The sequence below is a fragment of the Streptomyces sp. NPDC031474 genome (assembly GCF_055581185.1).
In genome coordinates, this window is the sequence record NZ_JBVIJX010000019.1 from 194148 (window position 1) to 210901 (window position 16754).

16 protein-coding genes are annotated in these 16754 nt (G+C 71.5%); 4 read left to right on the forward strand and 12 right to left on the reverse strand.

The annotated features are described in order from the left end of the window. Nucleotides 1–13: 13 nt before the first annotated feature. From ACZ5SK_RS35865 to ACZ5SK_RS35900, 8 genes are all read right to left on the reverse strand, one after another. The gene (locus tag ACZ5SK_RS35865; protein ID WP_334583126.1) at nucleotides 14–850 is read right to left on the reverse strand and encodes a class II glutamine amidotransferase; all 837 of its coding nucleotides are present in this window, start codon (nucleotides 848–850) and stop codon (nucleotides 14–16) included. 15 nt (nucleotides 851–865) lie between these two features. Continuing rightward, on the reverse strand, nucleotides 866–1300 hold the full coding sequence (locus ACZ5SK_RS35870) for a DUF7144 family membrane protein (protein WP_334583127.1): 435 nt from the start codon (nucleotides 1298–1300) through the stop codon (nucleotides 866–868). A gap of 76 nt (nucleotides 1301–1376) precedes the next feature. Further along, on the reverse strand, nucleotides 1377–1811 hold the full coding sequence (locus ACZ5SK_RS35875) for an SHOCT domain-containing protein (RefSeq protein WP_334583128.1): 435 nt from the start codon (nucleotides 1809–1811) through the stop codon (nucleotides 1377–1379). A gap of 155 nt (nucleotides 1812–1966) precedes the next feature. Further along, nucleotides 1967–2599 carry an HdeD family acid-resistance protein gene (locus ACZ5SK_RS35880; protein ID WP_334583129.1) on the reverse strand — a complete coding sequence of 211 codons (633 nt, stop codon included), beginning with the start codon at nucleotides 2597–2599 and terminating at the stop codon, nucleotides 1967–1969. Then, entirely contained in the window at nucleotides 2596–2811 is a 216-nt protein-coding gene (locus tag ACZ5SK_RS35885) for a hypothetical protein (RefSeq protein ID WP_334583130.1), read from the reverse strand. The genes ACZ5SK_RS35880 and ACZ5SK_RS35885 overlap by 4 nt, the downstream gene beginning before the upstream one ends. 136 nt (nucleotides 2812–2947) lie before the next feature. Further along, the gene (locus tag ACZ5SK_RS35890; protein WP_334583131.1) at nucleotides 2948–3469 is read right to left on the reverse strand and encodes a hypothetical protein; all 522 of its coding nucleotides are present in this window, start codon (nucleotides 3467–3469) and stop codon (nucleotides 2948–2950) included. Between the two features lie 45 nt (nucleotides 3470–3514). Further along, the gene (locus tag ACZ5SK_RS35895) at nucleotides 3515–5122 is read right to left on the reverse strand and encodes an MFS transporter (protein WP_334583821.1); all 1608 of its coding nucleotides are present in this window, start codon (nucleotides 5120–5122) and stop codon (nucleotides 3515–3517) included. An 84-nt stretch (nucleotides 5123–5206) separates the two neighbouring features. Next, entirely contained in the window at nucleotides 5207–8041 is a 2835-nt protein-coding gene (locus ACZ5SK_RS35900; RefSeq protein ID WP_468577007.1) for a winged helix-turn-helix domain-containing protein, read from the reverse strand. Between the two features lie 188 nt (nucleotides 8042–8229). Between ACZ5SK_RS35900 and ACZ5SK_RS35905 the strand changes: the two genes are divergently transcribed. After that, nucleotides 8230–9039, forward strand: coding sequence for a PhzF family phenazine biosynthesis protein (locus ACZ5SK_RS35905; RefSeq protein WP_468576990.1), 810 nt, complete (start codon nucleotides 8230–8232; stop codon nucleotides 9037–9039). Between the two features lie 27 nt (nucleotides 9040–9066). Here the strand turns inward: ACZ5SK_RS35905 and ACZ5SK_RS35910 are convergent, their stop codons facing one another. Both ACZ5SK_RS35910 and ACZ5SK_RS35915 read right to left on the reverse strand, forming a co-directional pair. Further along, nucleotides 9067–9807, reverse strand: coding sequence for a CPBP family intramembrane glutamic endopeptidase (locus ACZ5SK_RS35910; protein WP_468158715.1), 741 nt, complete (start codon nucleotides 9805–9807; stop codon nucleotides 9067–9069). A gap of 447 nt (nucleotides 9808–10254) precedes the next feature. Continuing rightward, entirely contained in the window at nucleotides 10255–11772 is a 1518-nt protein-coding gene (locus ACZ5SK_RS35915) for a glutamate-cysteine ligase family protein (RefSeq protein ID WP_468576992.1), read from the reverse strand. Between the two features lie 570 nt (nucleotides 11773–12342). Here ACZ5SK_RS35915 and ACZ5SK_RS35920 point away from each other — a divergent pair. The 3 genes from ACZ5SK_RS35920 to ACZ5SK_RS35930 all read left to right on the forward strand — a co-directional run bounded on the left by ACZ5SK_RS35920 (nucleotide 12343) and on the right by ACZ5SK_RS35930 (nucleotide 14802). Beyond that, the gene (locus ACZ5SK_RS35920) at nucleotides 12343–12933 is read left to right on the forward strand and encodes a hypothetical protein (RefSeq protein ID WP_079663627.1); all 591 of its coding nucleotides are present in this window, start codon (nucleotides 12343–12345) and stop codon (nucleotides 12931–12933) included. 379 nt (nucleotides 12934–13312) lie between these two features. Next, nucleotides 13313–13501, forward strand: coding sequence for a DUF5999 family protein (locus ACZ5SK_RS35925; protein WP_055632223.1), 189 nt, complete (start codon nucleotides 13313–13315; stop codon nucleotides 13499–13501). 260 nt (nucleotides 13502–13761) lie between these two features. Beyond that, nucleotides 13762–14802, forward strand: a complete 1041-nt coding sequence (locus ACZ5SK_RS35930) for a LacI family DNA-binding transcriptional regulator (protein ID WP_334583134.1) — start codon at nucleotides 13762–13764, stop codon at nucleotides 14800–14802. Here ACZ5SK_RS35930 and ACZ5SK_RS35935 read toward each other — a convergent pair. Both ACZ5SK_RS35935 and ACZ5SK_RS35940 read right to left on the reverse strand, forming a co-directional pair. Then, nucleotides 14795–15868 (reverse strand): endo-1,4-beta-xylanase, encoded by a 1074-nt coding sequence (locus tag ACZ5SK_RS35935; RefSeq protein ID WP_334583135.1) that lies wholly within the window; start codon nucleotides 15866–15868, stop codon nucleotides 14795–14797. The two genes, ACZ5SK_RS35930 and ACZ5SK_RS35935, sit on opposite strands and share 8 nt — an antisense overlap. Nucleotides 15869–15924: 56 nt before the next feature. Then, the gene (locus ACZ5SK_RS35940) at nucleotides 15925–16689 is read right to left on the reverse strand and encodes a carbohydrate ABC transporter permease (protein ID WP_334583824.1); all 765 of its coding nucleotides are present in this window, start codon (nucleotides 16687–16689) and stop codon (nucleotides 15925–15927) included. Between the last annotated feature and the right edge of the window lie 65 nt (nucleotides 16690–16754).

Below are 16754 nucleotides of genomic sequence, written 5' to 3' on the forward strand. Positions count from 1 at the left end.
GCGCGCGTGTGTCCTACGCGGCCTGCGGGGCGAAGTGGACGAGGTTGTCGTCCCCGTCGGGCTGGACCACGCCGTACGTGCTCTCGGGGACCTTGTTCCAGGCGCCGGGCAGGTTGCCCAGGGGCTCGGAGACGACGAGGCGGGTCTCGTCGGAGACCTCGCGCAGGAACGCCACGTCGGGATGGAGCTCCCGGAGTGTCTCGACGCGGGTGCTGTAGAAGAGCGAGCGTGAGGCTCCCTGGCTGGAGTAGCGGAAGGCCCACAGCCCTACCCCGTCGGTCACGGCGATCGTCATCTGGAGCGGGAACTCCACCCCGTGCCCGTGGCCGGTGCGTTCCACCAGGCCCGCCATCCGGGCGACGGCGCCGGGCGGATCCTCCTCCAGGCCGAAGGTGAGCGCCAGGAAGAACATCAACTCGGAGTCCGTCGACCCCTCGATGTCGAGGAAGAGTTCCGGGTCGACGGCGAGGGCGAGGTCCCGGCGCATCCGGTGGAAGTCGGCGATTCCGCCGTTGTGCATCCACATCCAGCGGCCGTGCCGGAACGGGTGGGAGTTGGTCTGCTGCACCGCCGTGCCGGTCGAGGCCCGGATGTGGGCGAAGAACAGCGGTGAGCGGACGTGCCCGGCGATCTCCTGGAGATTGCGGTTGCTCCAGGCCGGGCCGATGTCCCGGACCACCGCGGGGGTGTCCATGCCCGGCCCGTACCAGCCGACGCCGAACCCGTCACCGTTGGTCGTCTCGACGCCCATCCGGGAGTGCAGGCTCTGGTCGATCAGTGAGTGCGCCGGCCGGTACAGGATCGTTTCCAGCGGCACGGGGGTGCCCGAATAGGCGAGCCAACGGCACATCGTCCAGCCTCTCGGTCAGCGGTCTTCGGACGTGTCCGGCTTCACCACGCACAGAGCCCAGATGACGAACACGGAGAAGGCGATCACCACGACCGACCAGACCGGATACTGCGGCAGGGACAGGAAGTTGGCGATGACGATCAGCCCGGCGATGGCCACGCCCGCGACCCGCGCCCACATCGACGCCTGGAACAGCCCCAGGCTGACGATCACGGCGGCCACGCCCAGGGCGAGGTGGACCCAGCCCCAGCCGGTGACGTCGTACTGGAAGACGTAGTTGCGGGTCGTGATGAAGATGTCGTCCTGGGCGATTCCCATGATGCCGCGGAAGATGTCGAGCACTCCGGAGAGCATGAGTGTGACGGCCGCGAACACCATCAGGCCCTCGGCCCAGTGCTGCTTGGCCGTGTGCCGCTTGACCGACGGCGCGTGAGTGCTGTGTGTCGTCATCCCGGTGCCTCGATTCGGTTGGGGTGTTGCCCGTTGTCTCTTGCGGGTTGCGTGCTGCGAGTTGCGAGTTGAGTGCTCAGTGACGGGAGCCGCTCAGGACCAGTTCCTTCGCCCTGGCGAACTCCTCGTCCGTGATGTCGCCGCGGGCGCGGATCTCGGACAGCCGGGCGAGTTCGTCGACGCTGCTGGACGTGCCGGCGTCGCCGCCCCTGGCCGTCTCGCGGATGTAACTGTCGAAGGCCTTCTGCTGCTCACGCGCCTGCGCGGTCTCCCTGCGCCCCATGTTCTTGCCCCGGGCGATCACATAGACGAACACGCCCAGGAAGGGCAGGACGATGCAGAACACCAGCCAGCCGGCCTTGGCCCAGCCGCCGAGGTCGTCGTCGCGGATGATGTCGACGACGACCCGGAACAGCAGGACGAACCACATGATCCACAGGAAGAAGACCAGCATGGTCCAGAAGGCGCTCAGCAGCGGATAGTCGTACGCGAGGTACGTGTCCCCACTCATGTCTCTCCTCCGTTCCGGGCGTTCGCCCGCCATCCCGACGACATCCGGTGTACCGACATGCCGTCGCATGCCGTTCTCAGCGTGCCCACGGCAAGCGGCCCGCGCCTCACCCGAGACGGGTGAGAGTCTGCGCCGGGAGGCGGGAGCATCCCTGCTCAGACCGTCCCGGCAGGAGCCCCCGGCCCCGCCGTACGCGCCCGTCGAAGCGCGGCACGCCACGCGAAGGCGACCGCCGCCTCGATCAGACCGAGCAGGACGAGCCACAGGCCGAGCAGCCGCGTCAGCGCGCGGGCCGACTCGGTGGGCAGCGCCAGCACCACGATCCCCGCCACGATCGCGAGCACCGCCGCGCCGAGGACGACGCCCCGGTGCGGGAGGTCCTTGGCCGCGAGGGCCGTGTAGAGGGTGAGCATGCCGGACACCAGCCACAGGACGCCGACGACCAGGGAGAGCGCCGCGATCGTCTGCAGCGGGTGTCTCAGGCACAGCACCCCGGCCACCACGTACAGCATCGCCAGGAGGAGGCCCGTCAGCCGTTCGCCGTGGTCCTCCCGGGCGAAGGCCGCGACGAACCGGAACGCCGCGGTCACCAGCAGGTACAGGCCGATGAGGACCGCCAGGACGTGCAGGGTCTCGTCCGGCCAGACCAGGATCAGGACGCCCGGTACGAAGCTGGCGACCGCCGAACCGAGGATCCAGGTCCAGGAGCGGCCGAGCACGGCCAGGGTGTCGGCGGGATCGTTGCCCAGCGGCCCGTTGTGCGGTGCGGGACCAGGCGACACGCTCATGACTCCTCCTCGCGCCCGGCGGGCAGTTGGCGCATCTCCAGGACCCGCAGCCCCAGGGACTGGCAGCGGGCCAGCAGCCCGTACAGGTGCGCCTCGTCGACGACGTATCCGAACAGGACGGTCTGACCGGACATGACCACATGATCCAGCTCCGGAAAGGCCCTGGTCAGTACCTCCGACAGCTGTCCGTCGACGCGGATCTCGTAGCGCATGAGCTGCTCCCGGGACGGCCTGGGACAGGCGGACTGCGCCCTTTCCCCACGATCCTCCGTCCCGAGGAGACGGACGGCTTCACCCGGTGGAGGTGATAGACCGCAGGACGGCACCCGCGCCGCCCTCTTCAGTGCTTCAGTGCGTCAAGAAGAGCTTGAAGGCGATGATCAGCAGACCCAGCGCGAGATTCACCGAGGCGGTGGTCGCGACCAGGCGCCACGAGGCTCCGTCGCGTCGTGCCGCGGACGCCGACCAGCCCACCTGGCCCGCGACGGCGACCGCGAGCGCGAGCCAGCCGGCGCCCTGCAGGCCGAGGCCGAGCAAAGGGCTGACGGCCACGGCGACGGCGGGCGGAATGGCGGCCTGCAGGATCGGCCACTCGTCGCGGCACACCTTGAGCACGATCCCCCGGTCCGGGCTACGCCGTGCCAACCGCGCCCCGAACAGCTGGGCGTGTACATGCGCGATCCAGAAAACGACGCCGGTCAGCAACAGCAGCAGCACAAGTTCCAGGCGCGGGAACGAGCCCAGATTTCCCGCGCCGACGACCACCGAGGCCGCGAGCATGGAGCCGTAGACGCCGCCGGAGCGGTCGGCGGCGGTCCGGCGCTCGGCGGCGCGCGCCCGGGCCGCCGCGATGTGGTCGGGCCTGGACATCGCGGCCTCCCTCGACGAGTCGGACGGTTCGGTCGGTCGGGCCGGTCAGCGCGACGGCCCGGTCGTGCCGGCCGGCCTGCCGGTCCCGGGCCGGCTCGGACGTTCGGCCTTCCGGGTCGGCAGATGCGACGTGACCAGGAAACTGGCGAGCGTGATCCCGCCGGCGGCCAGGATCGCCGCTTTCAGACCCTCGAGTTGCGCCGAGGCGTAGGAGTCCACGAGGGCGTCGACCTCGGCGGGTGGCAGCCCGGCGTCCTCGGCCGCAGAGCGCACCTGCTCGGTGGGGACGAAGGAGATGCCGGCCTCCAGGGCGACACCGGTCTGCCGACGGGTCTCCTCCGAGAGCCGGGGATGCTCCTCCACCCGTGTGGTGAAGGCCTGGGCCAGGGCGCCGACCAGCAGCGATCCGATGAGCGCGGTGCCCAGCGCGGAGCCCAGGTTCTGCGCAGTGAACTGCAGCCCGCCCACCTCGCTGCGTTCGTCCTCGCCCACGGAGGACTGGACGACGTTGCCCAGCTGTGAGGCGAGCAGGCCCATGCCCACCCCGAGAAGTGCCATCGCCCCGGCGAACTGCGCGTCGTCGATGACGGGGTCGATGGTGGCCAGCAGCCACACGATGGCCGCGGTCAGGGTCAGCAGCGCGAGCCGGACCACCCGGCGCGGTCCCGCCACCCGCCCCAGCCGGGCGGCGCCCATCGAGGCCGCGAGCATGGTGATCGACACGGGGAGCAGTCGCAGGCCGGTCTCGAAGGCGTCGAAGCCCTGCACGACCTGGAGATACAGCGGGATGGTGAAGAACAGTCCCAGCAGGATGAGGTTCTGGCTCAGCAGACACATCAGGCCGGATCGCAGCGCGGGCCTGTGCAGCAGCGCCAGGTGCACCAGCGGCTCCGAGCCGTGCGCGTCCCGGCGCCGCTCCCAGTGCACGAAGACGGCGAGGACGGCCGCTCCCGCGCCGACGACGAACAGGGTGGGCGAGAAACCCAGGACGGTGAAGGGCGGGTTGCGGGGCTGCACCCAGCCCCACGTGCCGCTCTGCAGGACGCCGAGCACGCCGAGCGCCAGTCCGGCCGCCGAGAGCGCGGCGCCCACCCCGTCGAGGTGGGGGGGCGTACCGGTGCGCGGGGACTCCGTGATCACCCGGCGGAAGCACAGCATCACCAGCACGACCACGACCTCACCGACGAAGACCAGCCGCCAGGTGAGATACGTCGTCACCCAGCCGCCCAGCAGCGGCCCGACCGCGATCCCCGCGCCCGCGAGACCGCCGATGACGCCGTAGGCCACGGCCCGGTCCCGCCCGTGGTAGGACTCGGCGACCAGCGCCGCCATGGCCGGCAGGACCATCGCGGCGCCCAGTCCCTCGATGACCGACCAGCCCAGCGTGAGCACCCACAGGGTGGGGGCGGCGGCGGTGAGGGCCGATCCCGTGGCATAGACGACGAGGCCGAGGAGGAAGGCCCGTCGTCGTCCGAGGATGTCCCCGAACCGGCCGCCGATGATCATGAAGGCGGCCATGACCAGGGCGTACAGGGTGATGACGGCCTGGATGGCCGTCACCTCGGTGTCGAAGTCCTCGACCAGTTGGCTGATCGAGACGTTCATGACGGACGTGTCCAGGACCATCAGGAACTGGGCGGTGCCCAGGACCATCAGGGCCCGCCAGCGGGTCGTGGTGTCCACGACACCATCGCAGCCGAGAAATCCGGCCGCCGCCTCACCCACGAAGGGGGAACTTCACAGCCCGGACGACCCGGTCGGTCCCAGCAGGTTCAGCTCGCGGGCGCGGCGTACCGCGTCGCCTCGGCGGTTGACCGCCAGTTTCCGGTAGGCGCTCTTGAGGTGCGTCTTGACCGTGTTCACCGACACATACAGGTCGGCGGCGATCTCCTCCGTCGACATCATCAGGGCCAGCCTGCGCACCACGTCGCGTTCGCGTCCGCTCAGCTCCTCCACGACCGGGGGCGGCGCACCGTCGGACGACGGCACCCCGGGGGTGAGCCAGTCCCCGGCCGGTCCCCGGGGGGAGGCCGTGGCCAGGTAAGGGCGGATCCACGGCCCGGCTTCGCGGAAGGGACGTCGCAGCCCTTCGCGTCGTGCCTCGCGCAGTGCCTGGGCGACGAGCCTGCGCGCATCGGCCACGTCGCCCGCCTCGTCCGCCGCCTGCGCCAGCACCAGCGCGGCGCGGACCGTCACAGCCGGGCCGGCACGGCCCTCGGCGCGCACGCCGTCGAGCAGGTCGGCCGCCGCGCCGGGCCGGCCCGCGGCGAGCTGTGCCCGCGCGGCCGCCACCGCGCACGCGGGCTGTTCGTCGGGCGTCGACCGCAGGACCTCGAAGGCCGTCTCCGGGCGGCCCTCGGCCAGGTGGGCCGCGGAGACCACGAGCGCCGTCTGCCCCTGCGCCCAGGGAGAGAGCACCACGGCGGGGACGGCTCGTTCCGCGGCCGCGCGCGCGGCGCTCGGGTCGCCACGGGCCAGGTGCAGGCGGGCGGTGGCGATGGCCCGGCCCGCCTCCATGACCGGGTCCCGCAGCGCGGGGTGCGAGCCGGCCGCCTCGTCGAGGAGTACCCGGGCCAGGCGCAGCTCGTCGCGGTCCACGGCGACCGCGGCCAGGACCAGCCGTCCCATGCCGGAACCGGACGGCTGGGGCAGGCCGTAACGCTCCGTCTCGGTCAGCGCGGCCCGCGCCGTGCGTTCCGCCCTGCCGGGCCAGCCGTTCAGATAGTCGATCAGAGCCAGCCGGCCGAGTGAGTCCTCCCGGGCGAGCGCCGTGGACGCGCCTGCCGAGGCCCCGGCCACCCTCGACAGGGCGGCCCGCGCATCGTCGAACCGCCCGGCCCACAGCCGCGCCGAGCCCAGGTGGGCCAGCAGCAGGGCGGTGAGTTCGGGATGCCTCTCCAGCAGTTGCGCGGGTACCTGGTCGCGCAGTGTCTCGGCGGCCGCCGCGGCCAGCTCCGCCCGGCCGGGCGCACCGGTCAGCCGGGCGGCCAGCGCCTCCAGCAGCGCACAGCTCAACCGGACCGCCACGAGGCCGGACGCCTCGCCCGCCGGACTCCACCCGGCCGCCGTCAACGCGCCTTCGGCCGCAAGACCGTCGCCTCCCCTCTCCGAGCCGTGCTCCCCCCACTCCCACCGCTCCACCTGCTCCCCCGCGTCCCCCGGCTCCCCCGGCAGGCCCAACTCTGCTGCGGTCAGGCCAAGTTCGGCGGTCAGGCTCTCCTCCGCGCGACGCAGGTGGGTCAGGCCGCGGCCGAGGTCGCGGCGGGAGAGCTCATGGGCCGCGCGGACCAGGTCCGAGGCGGGGCTCCTGGCCTCCGGCCCCATCCGGGAGAAGAGCGCGGCGAGTTCGTCGGAGCGCAGGCCGGTGAAGAGCCAGCCGATGGCCAGATCGTCGACGAGGGCGCCGGCGGTGAACTCCCAGTCGCCGGCGGCCGCGCCGTGCCCCAGCGTCTCCGCGAGGGATCCCGAGCCGCGCAGCCACCGCGCGGCCCGCCGGTGCAGTTCGGGTTCCAGACCCGGCGACCGCATCCGCAGATGGGCCCGGAGGATCTCCCCGAACAGCGGGTGGAGCCGGTACCAGTCCTGCGCGAGGTGCTCGACGAACGCGTTGTCGCGGCACAGACCGACCAGAATGGGCCCGGCGTCGGTGCGCTCGGTCAGCGCGTTCACCAGCCCCGGGCAGAAGCGGTCGAGGACGCTGACCCGCAGCAGGACGTCCTGCGTCTCCGGAGACTGCCGCCTGAGCACCTCCGCCAGCAGGAAGTCGGCGACCGTGGTGCGGTCGGCCTCGAACTCCTTCAGATACCTCTCCGGATCCGGGTTCTCCCGCGCGGCGAGGGCGCACAGCCGCAGTCCCGCGGCCCAGCCCCAGGTGCGTTCGACGAGCCCCTGTGTGGCGTGCGCCGGAAGCCGCAGGCCGTGCAGCTCCAGCAGCTCGGCCGCTTCCTCACAGGTGAAGGCCAGTTCCGCGGCCCGGATCTCGGTGAGCCGGCCGGCCGCCCGGTACCGGTGCAGCGGAAGCAGCGGTTCGGTACGGCTGACGAGGATCAGACGCAGGCCGTCGCCGGCGTGGTGCAGTACGAACTCCAGCTGTTCTGCGATCTGCGGGTCGCTCACCCGGTCGTACTCGTCGAGCACCACGATCGCGGGCCGGTCCCTGGCGCACAGCTCGGCGGCGAGCCGCGCCAGCAGTGTGGGGGGCACGTGGCTCGCGTCCGTGGGGCAGCCGAGCTCCGCGGGGAGAAAGACGCCCGAGGCGCGCAGGGCCTGGAGCAGATACGCCCAGAACATGCCCGGGCCCTGCTCCGCCTCGTCGGTGGTGAGCCAGGCGACAGGCGCCTCGCGCACCGCGGCCCAGTCGGCGACCAGCAGCGTCTTGCCCGCGCCCGCGGCGCCGTTGACCATGGTCAGGGGTGTCCGCAGCGCCTGGTCGAGGTGGTTGACCAGGCGCTCACGCCGCAGGAACGTCACCGGCCGGGCCGGTACGACGAACCGTGTGCGCAAAAACGGCTCTCCCTGGGGATCGGCGTCCGCAGCCGTCGGCTGCGGAGCGACCTCCTCGACACCGCCCATGGCGATCACCGCCCGTGGTCGTCGGATCATGGGTAGCGCTCGCTCCCAGGATCCCAGGGTTGCGCCCCGGACGCGCCCCGAGGGATCCGCGGCCCAACGGTGCGGCCGCTCACGGGGCGGCGGAATCGGGCCAGGACTCGCCGATTGGCCTTGGCCGACGGCTCGGCCGACCCCCTACCGTCACCGGCATGCGGATTCGAATCGTCGACGCCTTCACCGACCGCCCCTTCGCCGGCAACCCGGCCGGGGTCCTCCTCCTGGACGCCTTCCCGGACGACAACCGGCTCCAGAACATCGCCCTGGAGGTCAACCACGCCGAGACGGCGTTCGCCCACCCGCTCCCCGAGGGCGGCGAGGCGGACTGGGCTTTGCGCTGGTTCACCCCCGTCGCCGAGGTCGACATGTGCGGCCACGCCACGCTCGCCACGGCCCACGTCCTGCACACCACCGGCGCCCATTCGGGGCCGGTGCGCTTCGCCACCCGCAGCGGCGTCCTCATCGCGACGCCCGCCGAGGACGGCTCGATCACCCTGGACTTCCCGACCGCCCCGCTGACCAGGGTCGAGGTCCCGGCCGGGGTCGCCGAGGCCCTGGGCGCCGAGCCGCTCGACTGCCACGACACCGGCCCGCACACCGGCGACCTGCTGGTCGAGCTCGCCGACGAGAAGACCGTCCACGCCCTGCGGCCGGACCACAAGGCACTGGCCGCCTACTCCCGTCGCGGCATCATCGCCACCGCCCGCGCCGAGAACCCGGAGCGGGGATACGACTTCGTCTCCCGCTGCTTCTTCCCGAACTTCGGCATCGACGAGGACCCGGTGACGGGCAGCGCCCACACCGCCCTGGCCCCCTACTGGTCCGAGCGCCTCGGCCGCACCGCCCTGACCGGCCTGCAGGCGTCCCCGCGCTCCGGCCGTGTCCGCACCGAGGTGCGCGGCGACCGCACCCTGCTGACGGGCCGCGCGGTCACGGTCATCGAGGGCGAGCTGCTCGCCTAGTGACCGGGTCCGCCCCCGTGGGGTGGCTCACGCCGTCGGCAGCCACCCCACCTTCCCGGCCAGCAGCGCGTATCCCACGAAGGCACCGATGTCGAGCAGGGAGTGCGCCACGACCAGAGGACCCACCCGTCCCCAGCGCCGGTAGAGGTAGACGAAGACCACGCCCATCACCATGTTGCCGATGAAGCCGCCGATGCCCTGGTAGAGGTGGTACGAGCCGCGCAGCACGGAGCTGGCGACGAGCGCGGTGCCCGGCGTCCAGCCCAACTGGCCGAGCCGGCGCAGCAGATAGCCGACGACGATGACCTCTTCGAGGATCGCGTTCTGCATCGCGGACAACACCAGCACGGGGTACTTCCACCACACGTCCGGCAGCGCCTCCGGCACCACCGTGAGGTTGAAGCCGAGACCACGGGCCGCCAGATAGAAGGCGATGCCGGTACTGCCGATCACCGCCGCCATCGCCGCCCCACGGCCGAGGTCCGGCCAGGGCCGGGTGCGGTCGAAGCCCAGCGTCCGCAGCCCCTGTCCCTCACGCAGCAGGAGATGCGCGACGAGGGCGACGGGGACGAGCGCCGTGGCGATCCCGAACAGCTGCCAGGCGAGATCGAGCCACGGACGGCCCGGCGCGGCCGAGGCGTTGAGGGTCGCCGCCTGGTCCTTCAGACCTCCCGGTTTGGTGACCGATCCAACAAAACTGATCAGGGCGGACACACCGCTCGCACCGAGCGAAAGCCCCAGAACGAGCAGCGTCTCGTCCCGGAGCATCCGTCGCGAGAGCCGCTCCTGCGGAACAGAATCAGCCACCTACCCCTGCCTCCACCTGCACACGTGCCTCCAGTTGCGTGACCCCGCCGCATCCCCACCCCTGCCGCATGTCGTGCGGAGCGCTTGCGCCACCGGGAACTACGGGCCGGCAGGGAGGGTCGCCACCGTCATGGGACGTCACAGCTTGCCCGATCGGTACGGGGCGGGCGGCAGCGCCCCCCGCCCTCGGATGCGCCGACGCACCGAGGCCGTCGCCACCGCCGTCCTCCTCACCGCCGCCGCCGGGGATACCGCGGCCGGGGACACCGCGGCCGCCGTGCGGGGCAGCCTGCCGCCCTTCGCCTACTCCCGCCGCGACCAGCCCCGTGCGCTCGCGGCCGGCGAGCCACGCAAAGCCCTCAGCCCTCAGCCCTCAGCCCTCAGCCCTCAGCCCTCAGCCCTCAGCCCTCAGCCGAGGGGAACAACCTCGGGGACCCCCACAGGCCAGGTGTGCACCGGCTCCCCGTGATGCATCAGCTCCGCATACCGCCGCGTCGTGGCGGCAAGCGCCGCGTCCCGCGACAACCCCGCCTCCACCGCCCGGTGGAACGTGGCCACCTGCCACGTCGCCCCGTTGGCCCGCCGCCGGCACCGCTCCTCGATGACCCCCAGATACAGATCACGATCGGCCGGCTCGACCCCCCACCCGTTCAGTCCCGCCTCGGCCAGCGGCAGCAGTTCGTCGCGGACGAGGCTCACCGCGTCCACCTCGACCACACCGCCCAGCCGCCCCCGCCGCGGCCACTGCAGCCGCGCGTCGATCCCGTACCGGCAGGCCGCGTCGAAGTTGGCCGCGGCCGCCTCGAACGGCAGCCGGGACCAGACCGGCCGGGACTCCTCGGCCAGGGCCCGGACCACGCCGTAGTAGAAGGCAGCGTTGGCTACCACGTCCGTCACCGTCGGTCCGGCGGGCAGCACCCGGTTCTCCACCCGCAGGTGCGGGACGCCGTCGGCGATGCCGTAGACGGGCCGGTTCCAGCGGTAGATGGTGCCGTTGTGCAGGACGAGCTCGGCGAGCGAGGGCACCCTGCCCGCCGCCAGGGCCTCCAGGGGGTCCTCGTCGTCGCAGATGGGCAGCAGCGGCGGGAAGAAGCGCAGGTTCTCCTCGAACAGCTCGTACGCCGAGCTGATCCACCGCTCCCCGAACCATGTCCGCGGCCGCACGCCCTGCGCCTGCAGTTCCGGCGGCCGGGTGTCGGTGGCCTGCTGGAACAGCGGGGGCCGCGACTCCCGCCACAGCTCGTGGCCGAACAGGAACGGCGAGTTGGCGCCGACGGCGATCTGCGCGGCGGTGACGGCCTGCGCCGCGTTCCACACCGCGGCGAAACGGCCCGGCGTGACCTGCAGATGCAGTTGCACGGAGGTGCAGGCGGCCTCGGGCACGATCGACTTCGAGGTGCACGACAGCCGCTCCACGCCGTCGATCTCGAGCGCGAAGTCCTCTCCGCGGGCGGCCGCGATCTGATCGTTGAGGAGCGTGTAGCGGTCGACGTCGGAAAGGTTGGACGAGACCAGGTCGTCGCGGTCGAGAGTCGGCAGAATACCGATCATCACGATTCCCGCATCGACCTCGCTCGCCTTTCGATGGGCATATGCCAGTGACGTACGGAGTTCCTCCGCGAGCCGGTCGAATACCCGACCCCCCAATCGATGGGGAGCTATGTTCACTTCCAGGTTGAACATGGCGAGTTCTGTTTGGAAATCTCGGCTCGCGATCCTCTCCAACACTTGCCCATTCAGCATTTTCGGCAGACCGTCGGCGCCCGCGAGATTCAGTTCGATCTCGAGCCCCATGAGGTTCTTGGGGCGGTCGAAGCGCTTCTGGGCCAGGAGCCGCTCAAGCCCCGTCAGACACCGCCGCAGCTTGTCCCGGTAGTGCTGACGATCGGACAGGTCGAACGCGCCTGCCACGACCTTCTCCCCCATCGAAGCGTCCCTCCTCGCATGGGCGGGCCGGCGATCCCGGCCGCCGGATGTCCCGGGTCAGGGGGGATGATGCCCAGCCGAGCCGATCGATAACGTCCCCCGCCGCGCACGCACACGCTACGCTGACCGAAAGCCACCGGCGGTGACCGGTGGCACATTCACCGGGCATGCGGCCGGTCGCCCTTTCCTGAACTCGGAACTCGTGAAAAACGCCGACGACAATGGGCCGACCACTCCGCACTCATAACCCGAGGTCATCGCGTCGCGTCCCGCTCTGAATCGGGATGATTCACACGTATCACCGACCGAATGAACCCTTGCCGAGTGTCCCGGGATCGACTAGACGAAACACAGTCTCAACACGTGTCGTATAAACTCCGCGAACAAGGCAGAGAAGGTTGGCGCCCACGGTCGAAGGAGCCTGTCGTCGAGGTGACGGCAGGCCGCTCGCGCACCCCGGCAACCCCAGACCCGGGGCCCCCGCCTCTCCGACCTGTCGAGAGCTAGCTGACAGCGCCGTCCGCCCACGCCCTCGCGCCACCGTGCCTGTCGAATGAGAGGCGACCCACCATGCCTTTGCATGTCCCCCCGGCTCCCGCGCCCGCCCTTCGCTCCGTCCTCACGGCACTCGGTTCCCCCACCGCGGTCCGCGAGGCTCGTACGCCCTCCCTGCGCGCCGCTCAGGGTGAGGCCACCCCCGAACTCCCGCTTCCGCTGCACGTTCTGGAGCGGATCACGCCCGAAGGCGTGGCCGCGACAAGGCTGGCCGGCTGGCGCTTCCTGATCCGCTGCGACGACCGCGCCGTGGCCGCGGCCGAGACCCGGCTCACCCCGGACGGCTGGGCGTTCTCGCACTTCTTCGAGGGCCCCTACATCGCCTCCACCGAACGCGCCCTGCGTCAGGCCGAGTCGACCACCCAGCCGTACCAGGCGCGGCTGCTGTCGGTGCCCGGGCTGTACATGCTCACACTCTGGCTGCACGGCGACAGCGCCTCGGACGGCACCACGGGCCATCCCGCCCCGACCGACCTGCTGGTGCCGCTGGCCCCGGCGCCGCCCGGGATCGCCGCCCACAGTCCGCACCGCGTCGCCGACCTGCTGCCGGTGCTGACCCTGCGGGTGACGCCGGCGCCGCCCCCGCTGCTCGGCTCACCGGCCTGATCGACCCGGCCGGCCCCGGCACCCCCGTACCCCGTCACCGCGGCCCGATGGCGGGGTACGGTGCTGCCCCACGGTCCGGAACCTCAGCACCCTCCGTGCCCTTCCGTGCCCCCTGGCGTGTCCGGCCCGGACTAGCCCCATCCGACCACCAGGAACCATCCGAAGTGACAGTGCGGTTGAGATGAACCGCCCGCGCGGGTGACGCGTCATGAACCTGTGAGAAGCGGTGCCGCGAAATCCCTGCGGATCGACCTCCGTAGGGCAACACTGGGTTCCGACCGACTTATCACAACGGGGGGCGGCCATGAACGACGCTTCAAGCCGCGGGTCAGACACGACAGCCATCTCACTCATCACGCCAGAGCGGAAGTTCCCATCCATGTGCCAGCACCAGCCACCGTGTCCGACAGCGACCTCAGCCGACCGGGAGTCCGCCCGCCTCGTGGCGCACCACCCGGAACAGGGCTGGAGCCTGCTGTGCAACGGCGTCCTGCTCTTCGAGGACACCGGTGAGCTCCTGCCGGACGGCCAGGTCATCGCCCCTCACCGGGTCGTGACCGCCGCCTGAGCACGACCCGCACGACCCGGACGGCGCGGGACCGCCGTCCGGTGACCTGAGGGGCCGGCCGCAATCACCCACTGCGCACCGGCCCCGACGCGTGTCCGGGGCCGCTCACTCCCCGTAGTCCCCCGGTCTCCGCGCGATACGCTCCCTTGTGTGTCTGTATCTCTTCCCACGGCCCCGTACTTTCCGGAAGACTCCTGGAAGTTTCGGCGCAGCGTCCGAAGCGACGCGACGGAGGTGGCGAAGTGACAGCGGACGATGAAGTGACAGCGGACGATACGGCGTCGGCGTCCCGGGGCAGGGTCACGATCACGGAGATCGCCCGCCAGGCCGGCGTCTCGGTGCCGACGGTGTCCCGGGTGGTCAACGGGCGTTCGGACGTCTCGCCGCAGACCCGGGCCCGGGTCGAGGACCTGCTGCGGGTGCACGGCTACCGCAAGCGCCCCGCCGCCTCCCCCACCCGTGCCGCCCTGCTCGACCTGGTCTTCAACGACCTCGACAGCCCCTGGGCGGTGGAGATCATCCGAGGCGTCGAGGAGGTCGCTCACGCGGCCGGGGTGGGCACGGTCGTGTCGGCGATCCACGGCCGCTCGGGCGACGCCCGGGAGTGGATGCGCAACCTGCGCTCCCGTGCCTCCGACGGCGTCATCCTCGTCACCTCGGCCCTGGAACCCACCCTGCACGAGCAGTTGCGCATCCTGGGCGTCCCGCTGGTCGTCGTCGACCCGACGGGCTCTCCCGCCGCCGACACCCCCACCATCGGCGCCGCGAACTGGTCGGGCGGTCTGGCGGCCACCGAGCACCTGCTGTCGCTGGGCCACCGCCGGATCGCTCTGATCGCCGGGCCGCCCCGGCTGCTGTGCTCCCGGGCCCGCTTCGACGGCTACCGGGCGGCCCTGGAGGCGGCCGGGCTCTCCGTCGACGAAACGCTCGTCGTCCCCGGCGACTTCCGCCCCGAGTCGGGGTTCACCGGCTGCACCGCCCTCCTCGACCTGCCGGAGCCGCCGACCGCCGTGTTCGCGGCCAGCGACCAGATGGCCCTCGGCGCGATCGAGGCGCTGCGCCGGCGCGGACTGCGGGCCCCCGAGGACATGAGCGTGGTCGGGTTCGACGACCTCCCCGAAGTCCGCTGGTCGGCCCCGCCGTTGACGACCGTCCGCCAGCCCCTCGCCGACATGGGCAAACTCGCCGCCCGCACGGTCCTGAGCCTGGCCCGCGGCGAGCGCCCCGACTCGCCGCGGGTGGAACTGGGCACGGAGCTGGTGGTGCGTTCAAGCACCGCCCCGCCTCGCACCGCTAGCTGAGCGCGTCCCGGATCGCGTAGTACGCCGGCTTCGGCGCGAACTGCTCGTCCCACGGCAGGGCGGCCCCCTCGCCGGGGAAGAAGGCCGGAATCCACGAATACTTGTCGGTGTAGTCCCAGACGGTGATGCCGACGCATCGCCGCACCGCGAGGCATGCCTCGGTCATGTCCCGGTACCAGTCGGCCTGTTGGGCCAGTTTCTCGTCGGTCGCGGGCAGCAGCATCCGCACGTCGACCTCGGTGAGCGCGGTGTCCAGGCCGAGCCGGGAGAAGCGGCGGAGGTTGTCCTCAAGGGTCGTCGGATAGCCGTACTGCAGGGCGAGATGGGCCTGCAGGCCGATGCCGTCGAGCGGGACCCGCTGCGCCTTCAGCTCCTTGGCGAGCCGGTAGTAGGCGTCGCTCTTGGGTCCGACGGCCTCGATGTTGTAGTCGTTGAGGTACAGCTTCGCCTTCGGGTCGGCCTGGTGGGCCCAGCGCAGCGCGTCGGCGATGTAGCCGGGGCCGAGCGTCTTGTAGAAGATCGTCTCGCGGTAGGTGCCGTCCTCGTTGAACGCCTCGTTGACGACGTCCCAGGAGTAGACCGTGCCCCGGTAGTGGCGCACCTCGGTCTGGATGTGCTTCTTCAGGACGGCGCGCAGCTCGTCGGCCGTCCACTCCTTGCCGGTCAGCCAGCCGGGCAGCTGGCTGTGCCAGACGAGGGTGTGGGCGCGGACCTTCTGGTGGTTCGCCCGGGCGAGGCCGACGATCTCGTCGCCGTTGGTCCAGTCGAAGACGCCCTGCTGCGGCTCGGTGGCGTACCACTTCATGCCGTTGCCGGGGGTGATCATGTCGAACTCGCTGCCGAGGATCTTCGTGTAGGCGGTGTCGGTGAGTTCGGGGTTGTCGGTGGCGCTGCCGAAGTAGCGGCCGTGGCGCTGCGCGAGGTCGGCGAGGGTGGCCCGCGGCTTTCCGTGCGCCGGACTCTCCTGGGCCTGGGCGGCCGGTCCGGTGACGACGCCGGCGGCGACGAGGACGGCGGCGAGGGTTCCGGCGAGTCTGAGCCGGGTGCGGGCGGCGGTGCTGGGCATGGGGCGACTCCTCACTTGGGGGGTGGGTGTGAGCCGTACGGATCCGCGGGCGCGCGTCATCCCTTCGAGGCGCCGGCGGCGAGACCGCCGACGAGCTGGCGTTCGGCGACGGAGTAGCAGGCCAGGGCGGGAACCATGGCGAGGACGAGATAGGCGAAGACGCGCGCGTAGTCCGCGGAGTACTGGCCCTGGAACTGCTGGACGCCGATCGGGATGGTCCACCAGGTGGGCTCGTTGAAGACCAGCAGGGGCAGCAGGAAGTTGTTCCAGCTGGCGACGACGGCGAGCACTGAGACCGTGCCGAGGGCGGGCCTGGCCATGGGCAGCAGGATCCGCCAGAAGAAGCCGAGCGGCCCGCAGCCGTCGAGGGTGGCCGCCTCCTCCAGCTCGGCCGGGATCTCCCGGAAGAACCCGCGCAGGATCACGATGGTCATCGGCAGCCCGAACGCGGCCTGCGGCAGGATCACCCCGAGCGGGTTGTCCAGCAGGTCCATGGAGCGCAGCAGCAGGAACAGCGGCAGCGCCGCCACCGCGAAGGGAAACATCAGCCCCAGGGTGAACAGGGTGAACAGCATCTCCCGCCCGCGGAAGGCGAACCGGGCGAAGGAGAACGCGGCGAGCGCGGACACCGCGACGACCACCACGGTCGTCCCGGCCGCGATGAGCGTGCTGCTGCCGACCATCCGCCAGAACGAACCGGAGCCGAGGATGTCGGTGTAGTTGGAGATGACCCAGGGGTCGGGCAGCCCGATGGGATTGCGGGAGAGCTGGTCGGTGGACTTGAAACCGGACAGCACGGCGTAGACGAGCGGTACGGCCATCACCGCGCCGACGATCCCGAGGATCAGGTGCAGCGGCAGAGTCCGGCCGGTCCTGCGGGGGCTTC

Coding starts and splice junctions, on each gene's coding strand:
- ACZ5SK_RS35865 (WP_334583126.1), bottom strand. CDS start 850: ATGTGCCGTTGGCTCGCCTATTCGGGCACCCCCGTGCCGCTGGAAACG.
- ACZ5SK_RS35870 (WP_334583127.1), bottom strand. CDS start 1,300: ATGACGACACACAGCACTCACGCGCCGTCGGTCAAGCGGCACACGGCC.
- ACZ5SK_RS35875 (WP_334583128.1), bottom strand. CDS start 1,811: ATGAGTGGGGACACGTACCTCGCGTACGACTATCCGCTGCTGAGCGCC.
- ACZ5SK_RS35880 (WP_334583129.1), bottom strand. CDS start 2,599: ATGAGCGTGTCGCCTGGTCCCGCACCGCACAACGGGCCGCTGGGCAAC.
- ACZ5SK_RS35885 (WP_334583130.1), bottom strand. CDS start 2,811: ATGCGCTACGAGATCCGCGTCGACGGACAGCTGTCGGAGGTACTGACC.
- ACZ5SK_RS35890 (WP_334583131.1), bottom strand. CDS start 3,469: ATGTCCAGGCCCGACCACATCGCGGCGGCCCGGGCGCGCGCCGCCGAG.
- ACZ5SK_RS35895 (WP_334583821.1), bottom strand. CDS start 5,122: ATGGTCCTGGGCACCGCCCAGTTCCTGATGGTCCTGGACACGTCCGTC.
- ACZ5SK_RS35900 (WP_468577007.1), bottom strand. CDS start 8,041: ATGGGCGGTGTCGAGGAGGTCGCTCCGCAGCCGACGGCTGCGGACGCC.
- ACZ5SK_RS35905 (WP_468576990.1), top strand. CDS start 8,230: ATGCGGATTCGAATCGTCGACGCCTTCACCGACCGCCCCTTCGCCGGC.
- ACZ5SK_RS35910 (WP_468158715.1), bottom strand. CDS start 9,807: ATGCTCCGGGACGAGACGCTGCTCGTTCTGGGGCTTTCGCTCGGTGCG.
- ACZ5SK_RS35915 (WP_468576992.1), bottom strand. CDS start 11,772: ATGGGGGAGAAGGTCGTGGCAGGCGCGTTCGACCTGTCCGATCGTCAG.
- ACZ5SK_RS35920 (WP_079663627.1), top strand. CDS start 12,343: ATGCCTTTGCATGTCCCCCCGGCTCCCGCGCCCGCCCTTCGCTCCGTC.
- ACZ5SK_RS35925 (WP_055632223.1), top strand. CDS start 13,313: ATGTGCCAGCACCAGCCACCGTGTCCGACAGCGACCTCAGCCGACCGG.
- ACZ5SK_RS35935 (WP_334583135.1), bottom strand. CDS start 15,868: ATGCCCAGCACCGCCGCCCGCACCCGGCTCAGACTCGCCGGAACCCTC.
- ACZ5SK_RS35940 (WP_334583824.1), bottom strand. CDS start 16,689: ATGGCCGTACCGCTCGTCTACGCCGTGCTGTCCGGTTTCAAGTCCACC.